This is a genomic window from Sphingomonas sp. DC4900 (assembly GCF_049896485.1).
Classification (GTDB): domain Bacteria; phylum Pseudomonadota; class Alphaproteobacteria; order Sphingomonadales; family Sphingomonadaceae; genus Sphingomonas; species Sphingomonas aquatilis.
The window spans coordinates 26912-40681 of record NZ_JAFCUK010000022.1 but is presented as its reverse complement, the minus strand read 5'-3'; the positions used below and the strand labels follow the sequence as shown (position 1 = coordinate 40681).

Here is a 13770-nt window from a genome sequence, read left to right as displayed (position 1 = left end):
GCCCGCCCTACGCCGCAACCAGCACGAACAGTGCGCCCGTCATACCCGTTACGCTGCTCGACGAAGGGGGTCCCTTTTGCACGCCGATAGGGGGTCCTTTTTGGACGCCGATTGACATCGCCGACACCGCTCAGCAGGCCGGTGGCACCGCGCACGATCTCGACGCGATCGTAGATGGACACGTCGGCGATCGTCTCGCCGCGATCGCCGCCCAGCGCCCAGGCGGTGGGCACGCCGTCGATCTGGGTGTTCCTGATCTCGAAGCCGCGCGCGAAGAACGAATTGCGCACGTCGTCGGTCTCGTTGACTGCGACGCCGACGCCGTTCTCGATCACATCCCGCACGCTGGTCAGGTTCTGGTCGATGATGCGCTGTGCCGTGACGACGCTGACCGACTGCGGTGTCTCGCGAACCGTCAGCCCAAGCCCCGTCGCCGTGTCGATGCGGTCAGGAACGGTATATCGGCCGCGAACGAGGATCTCCTTGCCATCATCACCCTGCACCGCCTCTTCGGCATCCTGCTCGCTGATATGGCCGGTCGTCTGCGCTTTTGCTGAGAGCGAGCACACCATGGAGGCGAGCGCGCAGGCGATCAGAAATGGTGTCTTGCGGCGCATGAGAGTCCCCAATTCGTGGTGCGGGCCGCTCAGGCTCTCGCTATGAAACGACATCTATCGGCAATGATAACGTTTCGCAATAGCGTGGACTTGTGCTTCCCAATGCGATATGTGCTGCGGCCTATTCATCGGAGCGGTCGCCTTGGCGAACGAACGCGGCCAGCGAGGCTGATCGAGCATGTTACCATCTGGAAGTTTCACCGGCCGCCGAGGGGAAACGGCGCGTAGGTGGCGTCGGCGGGGAGACGGCGGGCTCCGTCTCTTGGCTGCCATGCCGCTCGGTTATTGCGTCGCCAGTCTCTGGGCGATGGCTCTGGCAAGACTGCTACCGATGTCGAACGAGGCTGCGACAATCACCGCGACGCTGCTCGCGTTCGCGCTGTGCGCGGGGTTCGCGATGTGGGCCTATGCGGCGCGTAGCGGCTGGCTTGCCACCTGGACGCTGCTCGTGTCGGGCAGCGTCGCTGGCGCGATCGTCTGTGCCTCGATCTGGTCGACGGGCCGTTCATGAGCAAGGTCTTCCGTCAGTCGCAGGCCACGCTCCATACGTGGTCGGGGTTGCTGCTCGGCTGGGTGCTGTTTATCATCTTCGTCGCGGGGACGGCGGCCTATTGGCGCGAGCCGCTCAACCGCTGGATGCGGCCGGAGACGCCGCGCGTCGACCGACCAATCGACGCACTGGCCGGCGCGCAACGGTTCCTGGCGCACACGGCGCCCGACGCAAAGACGTGGTACATCACTCTTGCTGGCACCGATGGCCCGGGCACGACCGTTTTCTGGCTGCCGCAGCCTGATCCGAATGCGAAGGGCGAGCGGCGACGTTGGCGTGACACGTTCGCGCTGATCGGCGCGGATGGCGTGCCCGCCGCACACGACACGCGGGGCGGCGATTTCTTCTACCGCTTCCATTTCGACCTTCACTACATGCCGGTGCTCTGGGCGCGCTGGCTGGTCGGGTTTGCCGCGATGATGATGCTGGTCGCGATCCTGACGGGGATCGTGACGCACAAGAAGATTTTCAAGGACTTCTTCACGCTGCGCCGGGAGAAGGGCCAGCGTTCGTGGCTCGATGGCCACAACGCCACCGCCGTGCTCGGCCTGCCGTTCCACCTGATGATCACCTATACCGGCCTCGTCACGCTGGCGACCATGCTCGTGCCCTGGGTGACGGTTGCCACTTATCCCGACAGCACGAAGCTGTTCACCGCGCTGTTTCCCACCGCCGGAAAGGTCATCCGCGCCGACCGCCCCGCACCGCTGGTCGATCTGGCGGCGTTAGTGCGCGACGGCGAGCACCGGCTGGGCGGCCCGATCGGCTTCATCGAGGTCGCCGAACCCGGCGACGCCGCAGCGCGCGTCACCATGACCCGCGCCAGCCGGGCGAGCCTGTCCACCTATGGTACGCGCGTCGCCTATGACGGAGTCACCGGCCGCCCGATCTGGCGATCGCCCCCGCCGAACGGCGCGGTCACGACGTACGGCGCGATGATCGGCCTTCACGCCGGTCGCTTCGGCGACCTAATGATGCGCTGGTTGTATTTCCTGTGCGGACTGGGCGGCACGGTGATGGTCGCCAGCGGCCTCATCCTGTGGACGGTGAAGCGGCGCGAGAAGCTGCCCGATCCGCTCTGGCCGCCGCTGGGTTTCCGCATCGTCGAGCGGTTGAACATCGCGGTCATTGCCGGCTTCCCGCTCGGCTGCTCCGCATTCTTCCTTGCCAACCGGCTGTTGCCGCTTGCGACCCCCGATCGGGCGGAGCGCGAGATCACGATGCTGTTCGCCGCCTGGGGCATCGCCGCGCTGGCGGCGCTGGGCTTCAAGCCGGTGCGCGGCTGGTCAGTGCTGCTTGCCGCGACCGGGATCGGGCTGGTCGCGGTGGTGGCCTGTGACTTGCTGGTGCTGCACCGGGGCCTCGTCCAGTGGATCGCGGGCGCCGACTGGCCGATGGTCACGGTCGATGCCGTATTGCTCGTGCTGGCGACCGGTTTCGGCTGGACGGCGCGCCGCGTCGCCCGTCACCAGCCCCGCGTCCACAAGTCCCGCCCGATCCAAACGGCTGTTGGTACGCCTCGCCTGCCAGAAGCGGTCGCGACGGAATGATCGTCCTTGCTACCCTGCTTGCGCTTGCCGCGTTCCTGGCGTTCGGTCTTGCAACTGACCGCCATCACGAACCCCGTTTCGGCCGACGCCTGCCCGCCCCGGACGCCCGCCGCTGGCGCCTGGCCGGCTGGACGTTGCTGGCGGTCGCCTTCGTCTTGGCGATCATGGCGCGGGGGTGGGTATTCGGGCCGGTGCTGTGGACCGGCCTGGTCATGGCCGGCGCAGCGTCTAGCTTCCTCTGGCTCAACCTTCAGCCACCGTCACGGAAGGCCAATCGATGAGTGGAGACGATACGAACCTCCGCGATGAGGCCGGGCTCCGAAGGGTCGCCGATATCCCATGGAAGACCGCTGCAATGCTGAGGGCAAAGAATCCCCTCAAGGTTTGGCAGTCTGGCAGCCTGTGTGGCCGAGTTCATGTTGCTGGATGATGCTCAACGATCTTTAGCGCACATCACTATTTCCGGATGCTTAAGCCTTAACGGTACCGCTGCTACTCGTAAACTTCCGGGCTGACACGATTCATACTCTGGCGGTTCAAATCGCTTTAGCCGGTCCGCGTCGCGCGCGCCGGTAGGGCTTAAAAGGCATTCGGCCGATTCCTGGCGCCGATGCCACAAAGGCGCAACGTTGATCGGCTAAATTATGTTCGGCCCATAAACTGCAGACGCGAAGCAGACCTGATAAACGCGTTAGCGCTTCTCCCATTCTTGCTCACGCTCTAGCGACAGCCGATCGCGCCCAGCGGTAAGCAGAGCTTGCTCGCGCCCGTTCTCTTTGAAATGCACGGCGAAATCCTGTGCACTGACGTCACCCTCAACTATCCGATCTTCAGGAGACGCGACGTGGCCCAAATAGCGAAGGCTGAGGTCGTAATGACTCGACCAGAAAAATGGCGCGTCATCGTAGCCGGCTGAGACCTGTCCTAGCAGATGCCGAGCCAGCCATTGTCCCATGCGCTGCGCCACTACCCAATGCTCTACCCGGATCGAACGCCCAAGACGACGATCGGGTGCGCTGGCAATATCTCCAATGGCGTGGATCGCAGCGTCGGAAGTGCGCAGATGATCATCAACCTGAACGCCCCCGCCATCCGCCTTCTCTGCCAACAACAGTCCGGCTGCCTGGGCCAGTTCCAGCCGCGGTGTGACGCCAATGCCCGCAACGATTAGGTCGCCTTCAACGCGGGTGCCGTCGTTCAATGTCGCCACGCTACCATCCCACCGCGCGACATGACGATCCGCATAGAAAGTCACGCCTTTCGCGCGGTGCAAGTCACGCACCATTACCCCAACCTCGTTGCCAGCGGTCTTTTGCAGTGGCAACTCGGTGTCAGATATGACTGACACCTCGAGCCCGCGTGCAATCAACGAGGCCGCGACTTCCAGACCGATGTAGCTCGACCCAACGACGATAGCTCGTGTTGCCTGCGTGCTCGCCGTGATCAGGTGATCGGCATCGCTTACTGTCCGCACCACGTAGACGTCGTTTCGCTCAGCCCCGTAAAAATCTGGGGATAGCGGTTCAGCGCCGGTGGCGAGGATAAGGGTGTCATAGGGGAGGGTGACACCGTCATCGAATGCCACCTTCTTGTCTTCGCGCATGATCGCGGCGACGCGCACCCCGGTATGGAGGGTGACACCGTCCATAGTAGGCAAAGTCATGCCATCACGATCGGCTTTACCGGCCAGATATTGCTTCGAGCAGAAGGTGCGGTCGTAGGGTGCGTCGGCTTCGTCGCTTATTAGGGTCACTGAGGCACCCGCACCGTGCCGCGCCAGCATCTCGGCGCAGGCATGGCCCGCGGCCCCTGCACCAACGATGACGATCTGCCCCATCTCGGGCGCGGACGAGTTCGAAACCCGGATGTCGGCGGACGATGGCGCACCGACCCGGATCACTCCGTCCTCTTCCGTGACCTCGAATTTTGCCAAGGGCTGAAAGGCAGGCGCTCCAACCGCCTCGCCTGTTGCGACGTCGAATCGAGCGTGGTGCCAAGGGCAACGGATCGTGCCGTCGACCAAGATGCCCTCCGACAGCGGGGCCTTGAGATGCGTACACATACCAGAAAGCGCACACACTCGACCTTCATGCCGAACGAGCACCACGTCGGTGCCGTTAACTTTGGCCGCGACGATCTGTCCCTCCGTCAAATCGGTTGAGTCAATGCCGTTCACCAGATCACGTTTCACCATCGCCGCGCCCTTCCGTCCAGATGCCCAATTAGTCCGCGCGCTGCAGCGATGTTGCGGCCAAATGCTCGCCGATGAACCACACTTGGGGCTCGCCAGTGCGAATGATGTCGCTCACCAGCAGGTCGTTCGTGCCGTCATCGCCTGACTCATCGGCGGCCTTCGCGCCTTCGTGCGCCTCTTCCAGTACGATGCGATGCGCCTCCAGCAATCGCGCGAGCATCGTCGGTACATCCTCGCGCCCCTTTGGCGGACGCGGAATTTTAGTCAGTTCGGCCACATCATGCGGGGTTGCGATGCTAATCCCGCCCAGCGACTGGATTCGTTCGGCAACCATGTCTACTAGCTCGGCTTGCTTCTCATAATGTGCGTCTAGCAGCAGATGAAGCTGATAGAAGGTCGCACCCGACATCTGCCAGTGATGCTTTTTGTATAAGTCGCGCAGCATCATCGTGTCAGCCAGGACTTGATTGAGAATCTCGACGCTTTGCTTGCGCGCGTTGTCTGACAGGCCAAGTGGCAGATCCTTCAACGTGCCGAACGCCTGAATTTCGCGATATTCGATCTGATACTTGGGTTGCGCCTGATCTTTTTTTGCCATGATTTCGCTCCGGTCCCATCGACGTGCTGCCAAAGTGATTGGTATGCCTAAGGGTTCCCTTGCATCCATACGGGTCCCAGGCGCACGCACCCCAATAGCGGTCGGACGGGCTCCGTCAGACAAAATGCACTGGCTGTGCTGATGGGCTGCACGGGGTCGGGCAGGAGCTTGCCCGCGCTCGCAAGCCAGCTTCGCCGTTTCGGTACTTCAACTCCTCGCCCAAGGTGATTCGGCTGGTGGTGCTAATGTACGTCCGGTTCCCGCTGTCGCTGAGAAACGTGGAGGATCTGCTGTTCGAGCGCGGTATCGACATCTGCCACGAAACGGTGCGGCTGTAGTGGAACAGGTTCGGTCCGCTCTTCGCCGGTGACATCCGCCGCCAGCGGGTCAGCCGGATGCGCGACTTTCGTCATTGGCGCTGACACCTAGACGAGATGTACGTGAAGCTGAATGGCGAGATGGTCTACCCGTGGCGCGCGGTGAATCACGAGGGCGAGGCACTGGAGACCTATGTCACGAAGACGCGCGACAAGGGGGCGGCGCTGGCCTTCATAAAGAAGGCTATGAGGCGCCACGGTGCACCCGAGACGATCACGACGGACGGCCTGCGCAGCTACGGTGCCGCCATGGATGAACTGGGCTGCCGCGACCGACAGGAGATCGGTCGCTGGGCGAACAACAGGCTAGAAAACAGCCATCTGCCATTCCGACGAAGTGAGCGGGCGATGCTGCGGTTCAGGCAGACGAAGACGCTACAGAAGTTTGCGTCCGTCCACGCCAACGTCCACAACCACTTCAGCCTCGAGCGCCACCTCATCGACCGCCAGACCTATCGCGAACGACGCTCCGCCGCACTGGCGGAGTGGCAGGGCCTTATAAGCTAGGCCGCGGCCTTCAAAGACCGACATGCATCGTGTGAAGAGCGGTTCGCGTTAGACTGACAGCACCCAGTCGGCCAATGAGATCAGAGGTGCGATCGCTGACGTCGGCATTTGATAAGGCCCGCTGTTCGCCGCGTCGCCGGTGAGCGGCAGAAATGTCACACTTTTCGCCGATCCGCGTCCTCGACACGTCGCTTCCAGCGAGCGGATCACTTAACATGAATGAGTGACCGAAGCTGGGAAGCGAGCAGGGCGGCCTGAACGTCCACTTGTGGGTCGTGCAGGACCTAGCTGGCGTCGGAGTAATGCATGAGCAGAATAGAGAGCCCGCGGAAGCGGGCTCTCTCAAACTGGTGTGGCCGGGGGGATTCGAACCCCCCGCTTGGCGGTACTCCGGTCGCTTAGATCAGATGCTTTGCGTCCCATCGCTTGCGTGGATCAGCCCCACCGTGGACCACGTTCCCGCCTGCTTCACCTTGCACCTTCAAGTCTACGTGTGCACTCATGTGAACCTCCATTGGTGGTAAGTGAACGTTGATGTCCACTGTACTTACGATGGTGATCCCGATGGCGACTGCCCACGCGACGATGGCGACGCTCCGCTTTTTTCCGACCCTCACTTCCGAACTTTTCGACGCGATCGCGCCATGGCTGCCTTATGCCAGTTCGCCGGCTCATCGGCAACATCTTGGTTACAGGCAGAGTGCCGCACCGCCCGGTTGGCGTTTAGGAAATTGAAGAAGCAGCTTAGAAACCCTGGACCGGCTATCGCACCTCGATCAGCCCGCGCCCGATGTGTTGATGTACAAAAGTCCGGGTCTGTGGGCGGCGCCTGGCGTCGCCCCTCAAACAACCCCTGCTAATTTTCAACCGTGCTTCTACATCAAACGCATGCTTGATCTACATCGAGCATGATTGGTGTCGCTTCGCGAGGAAAGTCAACGCATGACCGATAACAAGGGAAATGCAGATATCGCAGTCCTGAAGGCCGGTGACATTGTCCTCATAAGAGGACGAGTGGAGCGTATCATCGAAAAAAAGGAGATTAGATCAAAGGAGGGCAAAGGCGCACGCGCGGCTGCAATAATTCGGTACAAGGAAATCGTCATCGGCGTCCCGTTCTACACTACAGGGGGAGGAAGGCCGGAACGCGAATGGATCGGTGGTGGACGTTATTTAATCGCTGGAACTGCCCAAAACGGCTTGAAGAATGTTTTTCCCCAACTCGGGATCGATAACGCTTGCATCCTCGAGCAGGAAAATCTCCTAAAGCCGATCGGCAAGCTCGATGAGGTCGACCGGGAGATCCTAGTCGATCGGTTTTGGGATCAGCTCGGTCGCGACGTCGAAAAGTTGTAGAGGCTGCCTTGGCACAAAATCATCGTCGCCACTATCGCTCTGCGTCGGACAGGATTGGGCCAGATTACCGTTCTGCGGCTTTCGTCGAGGATGCGAGCTGACCTGAACGAATGTCTGAAGTTCGGAAGCGTTAAACGTCTGCCCAATGTCACTTTGTGGGTCTGGCCGGCCGCCGTTACTCATCTGAGATGGGGTCTGTCCGCTTGACTTGTTGCGAGGCTCTTCATTTCCGCGGCCTGCGCAGCACTGAGGGTTGGCAAGCGTCGCCACCGTGACGCGCCGGGGCCGCGGCTGCCGAACTCGCTGAACCGCGCCTTTTCGGGCTGCAGCATGTGGCGGGGATTACCGTCGCGACCGGTATACCACATCTCCGTCCACCCAGCGGTGGCGATGTGCGCGTCCATCCAGCAATTCAAATAGGTGGCCATGCCCACTGCTTCCGGATTGCCGTATTGGCCGTCGGCAAAGCGTTTCGACGGACGCCAAGGCCGGCCGAGAAAGACGCTGCCGTCGGCGACATCCGGATCACGGGTCAGGCGACAATGGTCGAACACCAGGCCGAACGGCTGCGTCATCAGCGTGCTAGGCGCTGCGATATACCCCGTCACCTGACGCGGATCGGGGCGAAGCCTCGAGTGGATCTCGCATCGTTCGAACAGCGCGGCGCCCGCGCCGAAGATGAAGTCATAACTGCCGCTGATCGTGCAGTCACGTAGGACGACGCGGCCGGCGTCGGGGAAAAACGTGTCCTGATGGCTATGGATGTCGACCGCGTCGAGCCTCGCGCGGTCGCTTCCCTCGGCCAGACGCAGGGCGACCGCCTGCGGCCCGGCGGGATCGTCCGACAGCAGGCGCGGACCGGTCTTGCGCATCTCCGCGATGCCATCGAAATCATTGGCGATGGTCAGGTTACGGGCGGCGAAGCCGGGCGCGGAGACGGTCAGCGTCGCGGTGCGATACGTGCCGTAATGTTTGCCGTCGGGCGCGGTCATTCCGGATGCTGCGGTAAAAGCGATCCGCGTCCGCTTCCGGTCTTCACCGATGAGCGCCACATCGGGCGTGTCGATCACATGCTGGCCACGCCATTCGCCATCCGCCAGCCAGATGCGGTGTCCACCCGCCCGTGGTACCGCCGCCAGCGCGGCGCCAAGGTCGGCGAAGCGGCGCCCGGCGGGAACGTCGCGCCGGGCAGCGGGAGCAACGACCGTATCGTAGCGATCCCTCGCAGGTGCAGGATCGCCGACCAGCCCTGCTGCGACACCGCTGATGAGCAACTGTCGGCGATCGATCATGCATTTGTCCTCGTAATAGAAAAAAAGGCGCGGCCGGGGAGGCGTGACGAGGCCGCGCCAAGTCGGTCAGAAAGCGTAGCGGACACCCAGATAGAACTGCCGCCCTGTGTGGCTGTTCACGAGGATGCTATCCCGGTTGGTGTCGGTGAACTGCTGATTGAACTGGTCGGTCAGGTTCAACCCTTCCAGCGTCAGCTTGATATGGCTGTTGAGCGCATAGGAAATTGACGTGTCGAAGGTCAGGGTCGATCGTACGCCATCGGCGTCGTTGAAGCTGGTCCCGCTGGGCACTGCCGTCAGGTAATTGTCGCGATAGGCGGCAGAGACGCGGGCGCTGAACGCCTTGTCCTCGTAATAAAGGGTCGCATTGAAAGCGTTTTTGGACAGACCTGTCAGGTCGGCCTCGATGAAGCCGCTCGACGCCAGTGTCGACAGATAGCGGATTTTTGAATCCACGAACGTGTAGTTCAGCAGGGTGCCGAAATTGGCGAGAGCTCCGGGCAGGAAGCTGAACGGCTGCTGGTAGTTGATCTCCAACCCCTTCAGTGATCCACCCGGCGTGTTGACCGGCTGGCTGAAAGTGAACTGGTCGTTTGCCGAAACGCCGAGGCCGGTCAGAAGGGACGTCGGCAGGCCGGATGCGCTGAACGGCTGGGTAACCCGCGCCGTCTGGATGAACGACTTGATGTCCTTGTAGAACAGGCCGATGCCCAGGAAGGCGCGCGGCGCGAAATACCATTCGGCTGACAGGTCGAGCGTGTTGGCGCGGATCGGCTCGAGCTGCGGGTTGCCTGAGCTCACCGAGAAGACACCGACCGTGCTAAGGCTGCCCCCCGGCGTCACCGAACCCAGATTGGGCCGCGTCATCACCTTCGCAGCCGCCAGCCGGATGAGGACATCGGGCGTCACCTCTGCGGTCAGATTGAGCGCGGGAAGCCAATCGTCATAGGATCGCGTGACGCTGACCTGTTGGGCCGATCCCGCGACCAGCTGATAGCCGCGTGATTCCTGGCGTGTATGCACGTATCGGACGCCGATATCCCCGCGGATCGGAATACCGATATCCGCCTTGAAGTCTGCCTGCACATAGCCAGCCGTGTCCGTTTCCTGCACGCCGCGAATATTGCCCCGCGCGTTGGCGTTGCTCGCGCCGCTGAGCGTGAACAGACCGGTATTGCTGTAGATATCGAACAGCTTCGCGAATGCGTCGATGTCGGGTGTGATCCACGACGAGACATTGCCGGCGGGATCGCCCAGATGGCGACCGAAGCCGGTCAACAGCGTCGTCAGCGAGGCGAGCGTCGTGCCGGCCGGCAGCTGCGGCACGATGCCTTCGTTGACGCGCGCCTTGGCATCCGAATTGAACCGATACCGCTTGACGTTTCCGCCGACCTTCAGCGTCAGCCCGTCGTTGACCGTGTAGGCGAGGTTGGCCTGCGTGGTCAGGATCGTGTTATCGACCGAATTGGGCCGCAACCGGATTTCGGATCGCGGAATGCCAAAGCCGAAACTCGCCGGATCGTTGACGTCGAACCCGTAATTGATGACCGGCAGGTTACGGTTCGGACGATAATCATAGCTGTATCCGTCGGTATTTTCGCGATTGATGATCACCGTCGTCTGGACCGGGTTGTCGAAGAACGATCGTGAATAGCCGATCAACGTCGTCAGTTTCAGCGAATCGCCGAACTTCTGTTCCCCGGTCAGGGTGTATTGCGTGTATTCAGTGCTCAGCTCGTCCCGGCGGGTCTCGCTCTGGATGTCGACGTCGTTGAAGACGCCGTAGACCATCTCGCCCTTACCGTTGATCTCGCCGTTCAGGACCACTGCTTCCGGGCGCCCGCCCTGCGACAGCGGGCGAGCGAAGGACAGGTTTTCGAGCCAGTTTTCCGTCCGGGTTGCGGAGAATTTCGAGTATAGAACGTCGCCGCTGATCAGCGTGTCGCTCGTGGGCTGCCACTGCAACGAACCGGTGATGCCCAGCCGCTCTTGATCGTGCGTCAACCGACCGTAGCGCGGGAAGCGGGGGCTGTAGGTGTTGATCGAATTGGCCGCGGCGAAGGGCGATGCCGGATTATAGCCGCCGACGTTGGTGCCATCCAGCCAGCCCCCCGAACCATGGCCTTCCTCGAAAATGCGTCGCTTGGTGTAGGAGGCGGACACGAGCGCGCCCAGCGTCCCACCGGCAAAGGTGTCGCTGATCACCGCACTCAGTTTCGGATCCACCTTCTGCGACAGGTCGTTGTAGCCGGCCTGTGCCGACGCCACGAAGGTGAACTTGTTGTAGTCGAACGGCCGCGCGGTCGTGAGATCGACGGTCGCGCCCAGCGACCCCTCTTCGGTTTCTGCCGACGCGGTCTTGCGCACCGCGATCGAGTTAAACAGCTCCGACGCGAAGACGTTGAAGTCAAAGGCACGATTGCGGTTGTTCCCGCCCGAACTGTCGGTGCCGCCGGCGGTGCTCTGCCCCTCCACACCGTTGACGCGGACGCGGGTGAATTGCGGGCCGAGGCCGCGGACGGTGATCTGCCGCCCTTCGCCGGCATCGCGTGCGATCGAGACGCCAGGTACGCGCTGGATCGATTCCGCCAAATTATTGTCGGGGAAGTCGGCGATATCCTCCGCCTTGATGATGTCGACGACGCCGTTCGCCTGACGCTTCTCGTTCAGCGCACGCCCAAGGCTGCTACGAAAGCCACGCACGATGATGTCCGGCTGACCCTCGCCATCCACCTGCGAGCCGGCAGCCAGCGGAGCAACGTCCGTCGGATTGGTCTGGGGCGGGATGGCGCCGCCCTGCTGATCCTGCGCGGGGGTGCTCGTCTGGGCGATGCGTTGCAACGAGGGTGCCGCGGCGAGCTGCTGACGCTTCAGTACGATCGACCGGCCGACGGTAACCGGTGTCAAATCGGTTCCCAACAAAAGCTGGCGGAGGGCGGTTTCCACCTCCATCGAACCGGCGATGCGATTGACGGTCAGTCCCTGCGTCACGGCGGCAGGGGCGAGGATCTGAATGCCCGCCTGATGCGCGAAGAGCGGTATGCCGGTGCTGGCGGGTTGCGACGGAACGTCGAAGCGGCGGACTTGCGCCTCCGCTCCCGACGGCAGCGCTGCGGCGCAGGCGATAGCGCTAGTACCGAGCCAGAATGCGCGCATGTCGGTCATAATCCCCTCCAGTTTTGGCGCCCTGTCTTCGGTGCGCTCAAGGGGTAAGAGCCCGTTATTGCGCGTTTCCGTCGTCGTCCCGCGCTTTTTTCCTGCTCAGCCGAACGTCGTGCGGCGTGACGGTGGCGACCACGTCCAGCGACGCGGACAGCATAGCGATGAATTCGTCGGGATTGTCGATCTGGAACAGTCCAACCAGCCGCTCGTCCTTCAAACTGTCGTCGGTCAGAACGATCGGTCGCCGGTTGTACCGGTTGAACTCGCCGATCGCATAACCGAGTGTCTCGTTTTCCAAGGCAATTTCGCCGTCCCGCCATGCCAGCGATCGCTGGATCGCCGCGGGAGCGGTGCCGGTTATCGGCGCCGACTGGCCACGCACGAACGTGGCGAAATGTCCCGCCTCCAGAATTATCATGGCGCCGCTCGCATCGGTCGGCCAGACCGCCACCGTGCCTTCAGTGACGGCGACCTGTACGCCGGTGTCGGTGCGGCGTACCGCAAAGGCGGTGCCGACTGCGCGAACCTGGGCGATGCCCGCGTCCACGACAAACGGCCGCTGGCGCTCCTTCGCGACCTGGAACCAGGCCTGCCCCTGTTGCAGCGCGATCCGCCGGCTTTGCGAATCGAGGACGACGCGGAGCGCGCTATCCGTGTCGATCGTCGCGACCGATCCGTCGGCCAGTGGAAAGCGGCGGATTTCGCCGCGCTTCGTCGTCACCTCTTCCCCTGACCAGCGCTGCCAGCCGATTAGCCCTGCGATGGCCGCCGCGATCGCACTGCCCGCGCCAGCGAGCACCCAGCGACGGTTCGTCTGCCGCTGCGGCAAGGCGGGCGTGTGCGCCACGGCATGATCCGGCACGATCGCTCGATCGATGACGCTCAGCCCGGCTTGAGCGCGCAGCAGAGCGCCGGCATGGCGCGGGTCGCGCGCCAGCCAGTCCTCGAACTGGCCCCGTTCGCTTTCCTGCAACGGATGCCGCAGGGCCCAGGCGGCGGCCGCTGCCTCAACGCTATCGGACATGACGGCCCCTCCGGATATCGATTGCCGTGGTGGTGTCGTCGGTCATCATCGTCAGGATTGCGCGCAGGCTGCGGCTCGCTTCATTCTCGACGACCGCTTCGCTGACGCCGAGCGTGCGGGCGATCTCTTTCTGCGGCATCCCCTCGATCCGACGCAGCAGGAAAATCCGGCGGGCACGGTCGGATAGCGTGGCAAGCGCGGCCTGGACGCGGCGCAATTCGTCACGTGCGATCACGGTGCGTTCGGGGTCGGGCAGCTCGCTTTCGATCTGCTGATGGACGTCATCGATGGCCACGCCGATCGGCACGATCCGCGCCCCGCGATGCTGGCGTTTGACGATGTTGCCCGCCATCGTGAATAAATACGCCCGCCCGTTGCCGATGGCTGTGACGTCCGCGATCTGTGCGAGGCGGCAATAGCATTCCTGCACCACATCCTCCACGTCCCCCGCGACCCGACGCCGCAACCATGCTCGAAGGTCGCGCTCATGCGGTAGGATTTCTCGCCCCACCCATTCAGCCAGAACCTCGCGTTCGGTCACAG

11 protein-coding genes and 1 pseudogene are annotated in these 13770 nt (G+C 62.7%); 5 read left to right on the top strand and 7 right to left on the bottom strand.

The window, feature by feature from the left end; all coding sequences use genetic code 11:
* Positions 1-617 (bottom strand): TonB-dependent receptor plug domain-containing protein (locus ACP690_RS17145; protein WP_426261759.1); only part of this gene is annotated, 617 nt, incomplete at its 3' end.
* 331 nt (positions 618-948) lie between these two features.
* Between ACP690_RS17145 and ACP690_RS17140 the strand changes: the two genes are divergently transcribed.
* From ACP690_RS17140 to ACP690_RS17130, 3 genes are read left to right on the top strand one after another with little or no spacing between them, the layout of a single operon-like run.
* Entirely contained in the window at positions 949-1128 is a 180-nt protein-coding gene (locus tag ACP690_RS17140) for a hypothetical protein (protein WP_426261760.1), read from the top strand.
* The gene (locus tag ACP690_RS17135; RefSeq protein ID WP_426261761.1) at positions 1125-2717 is read left to right on the top strand and encodes a PepSY-associated TM helix domain-containing protein; all 1593 of its coding nucleotides are present in this window, start codon (positions 1125-1127) and stop codon (positions 2715-2717) included. Before ACP690_RS17140 ends, ACP690_RS17135 begins: the two co-directional genes overlap by 4 nt.
* Positions 2714-2998, top strand: coding sequence for a DUF3325 domain-containing protein (locus tag ACP690_RS17130; RefSeq protein WP_294217175.1), 285 nt, complete (start codon positions 2714-2716; stop codon positions 2996-2998). The genes ACP690_RS17135 and ACP690_RS17130 overlap by 4 nt, the downstream gene beginning before the upstream one ends.
* Positions 2999-3408: 410 nt before the next feature.
* On the opposite strand, the gene ACP690_RS17125 is transcribed toward ACP690_RS17130, so the two are convergent.
* Both ACP690_RS17125 and ACP690_RS17120 read right to left on the bottom strand, forming a co-directional pair.
* Positions 3409-4911 (bottom strand): FAD-dependent oxidoreductase, encoded by a 1503-nt coding sequence (locus ACP690_RS17125; protein WP_426261762.1) that lies wholly within the window; start codon positions 4909-4911, stop codon positions 3409-3411.
* Between the two features lie 28 nt (positions 4912-4939).
* Complete coding sequence (locus ACP690_RS17120; protein ID WP_294217170.1) at positions 4940-5509, bottom strand: Dps family protein; 570 nt, start codon at positions 5507-5509, stop codon at positions 4940-4942.
* A gap of 146 nt (positions 5510-5655) precedes the next feature.
* Here ACP690_RS17120 and ACP690_RS17115 point away from each other — a divergent pair.
* Both ACP690_RS17115 and ACP690_RS17110 read left to right on the top strand, forming a co-directional pair.
* A pseudogene (locus ACP690_RS17115) lies at positions 5656-6393 on the top strand (IS6 family transposase).
* A gap of 942 nt (positions 6394-7335) precedes the next feature.
* Positions 7336-7749 carry a hypothetical protein gene (locus tag ACP690_RS17110; RefSeq protein WP_426261763.1) on the top strand — a complete coding sequence of 138 codons (414 nt, stop codon included), beginning with the start codon at positions 7336-7338 and terminating at the stop codon, positions 7747-7749.
* Positions 7750-7928: 179 nt separating this feature from the next.
* Here ACP690_RS17110 and ACP690_RS17105 read toward each other — a convergent pair whose 3' ends face one another.
* The 4 genes from ACP690_RS17105 to ACP690_RS17090 form a co-directional block, all read right to left on the bottom strand.
* A complete protein-coding gene (locus ACP690_RS17105) occupies positions 7929-9041 on the bottom strand; it encodes a pectinesterase family protein (protein WP_426254432.1) in 1113 nt (370 codons plus the stop codon).
* 66 nt (positions 9042-9107) lie between these two features.
* Entirely contained in the window at positions 9108-12206 is a 3099-nt protein-coding gene (locus tag ACP690_RS17100) for a TonB-dependent receptor (protein ID WP_426261764.1), read from the bottom strand.
* 55 nt (positions 12207-12261) lie between these two features.
* Entirely contained in the window at positions 12262-13227 is a 966-nt protein-coding gene (locus ACP690_RS17095) for a FecR family protein (RefSeq protein WP_426261765.1), read from the bottom strand.
* Positions 13217-13768, bottom strand: a complete 552-nt coding sequence (locus tag ACP690_RS17090) for an RNA polymerase sigma factor (RefSeq protein ID WP_426261766.1) — start codon at positions 13766-13768, stop codon at positions 13217-13219. Before ACP690_RS17090 ends, ACP690_RS17095 begins: the two co-directional genes overlap by 11 nt.
* Between the last annotated feature and the right edge of the window lie 2 nt (positions 13769-13770).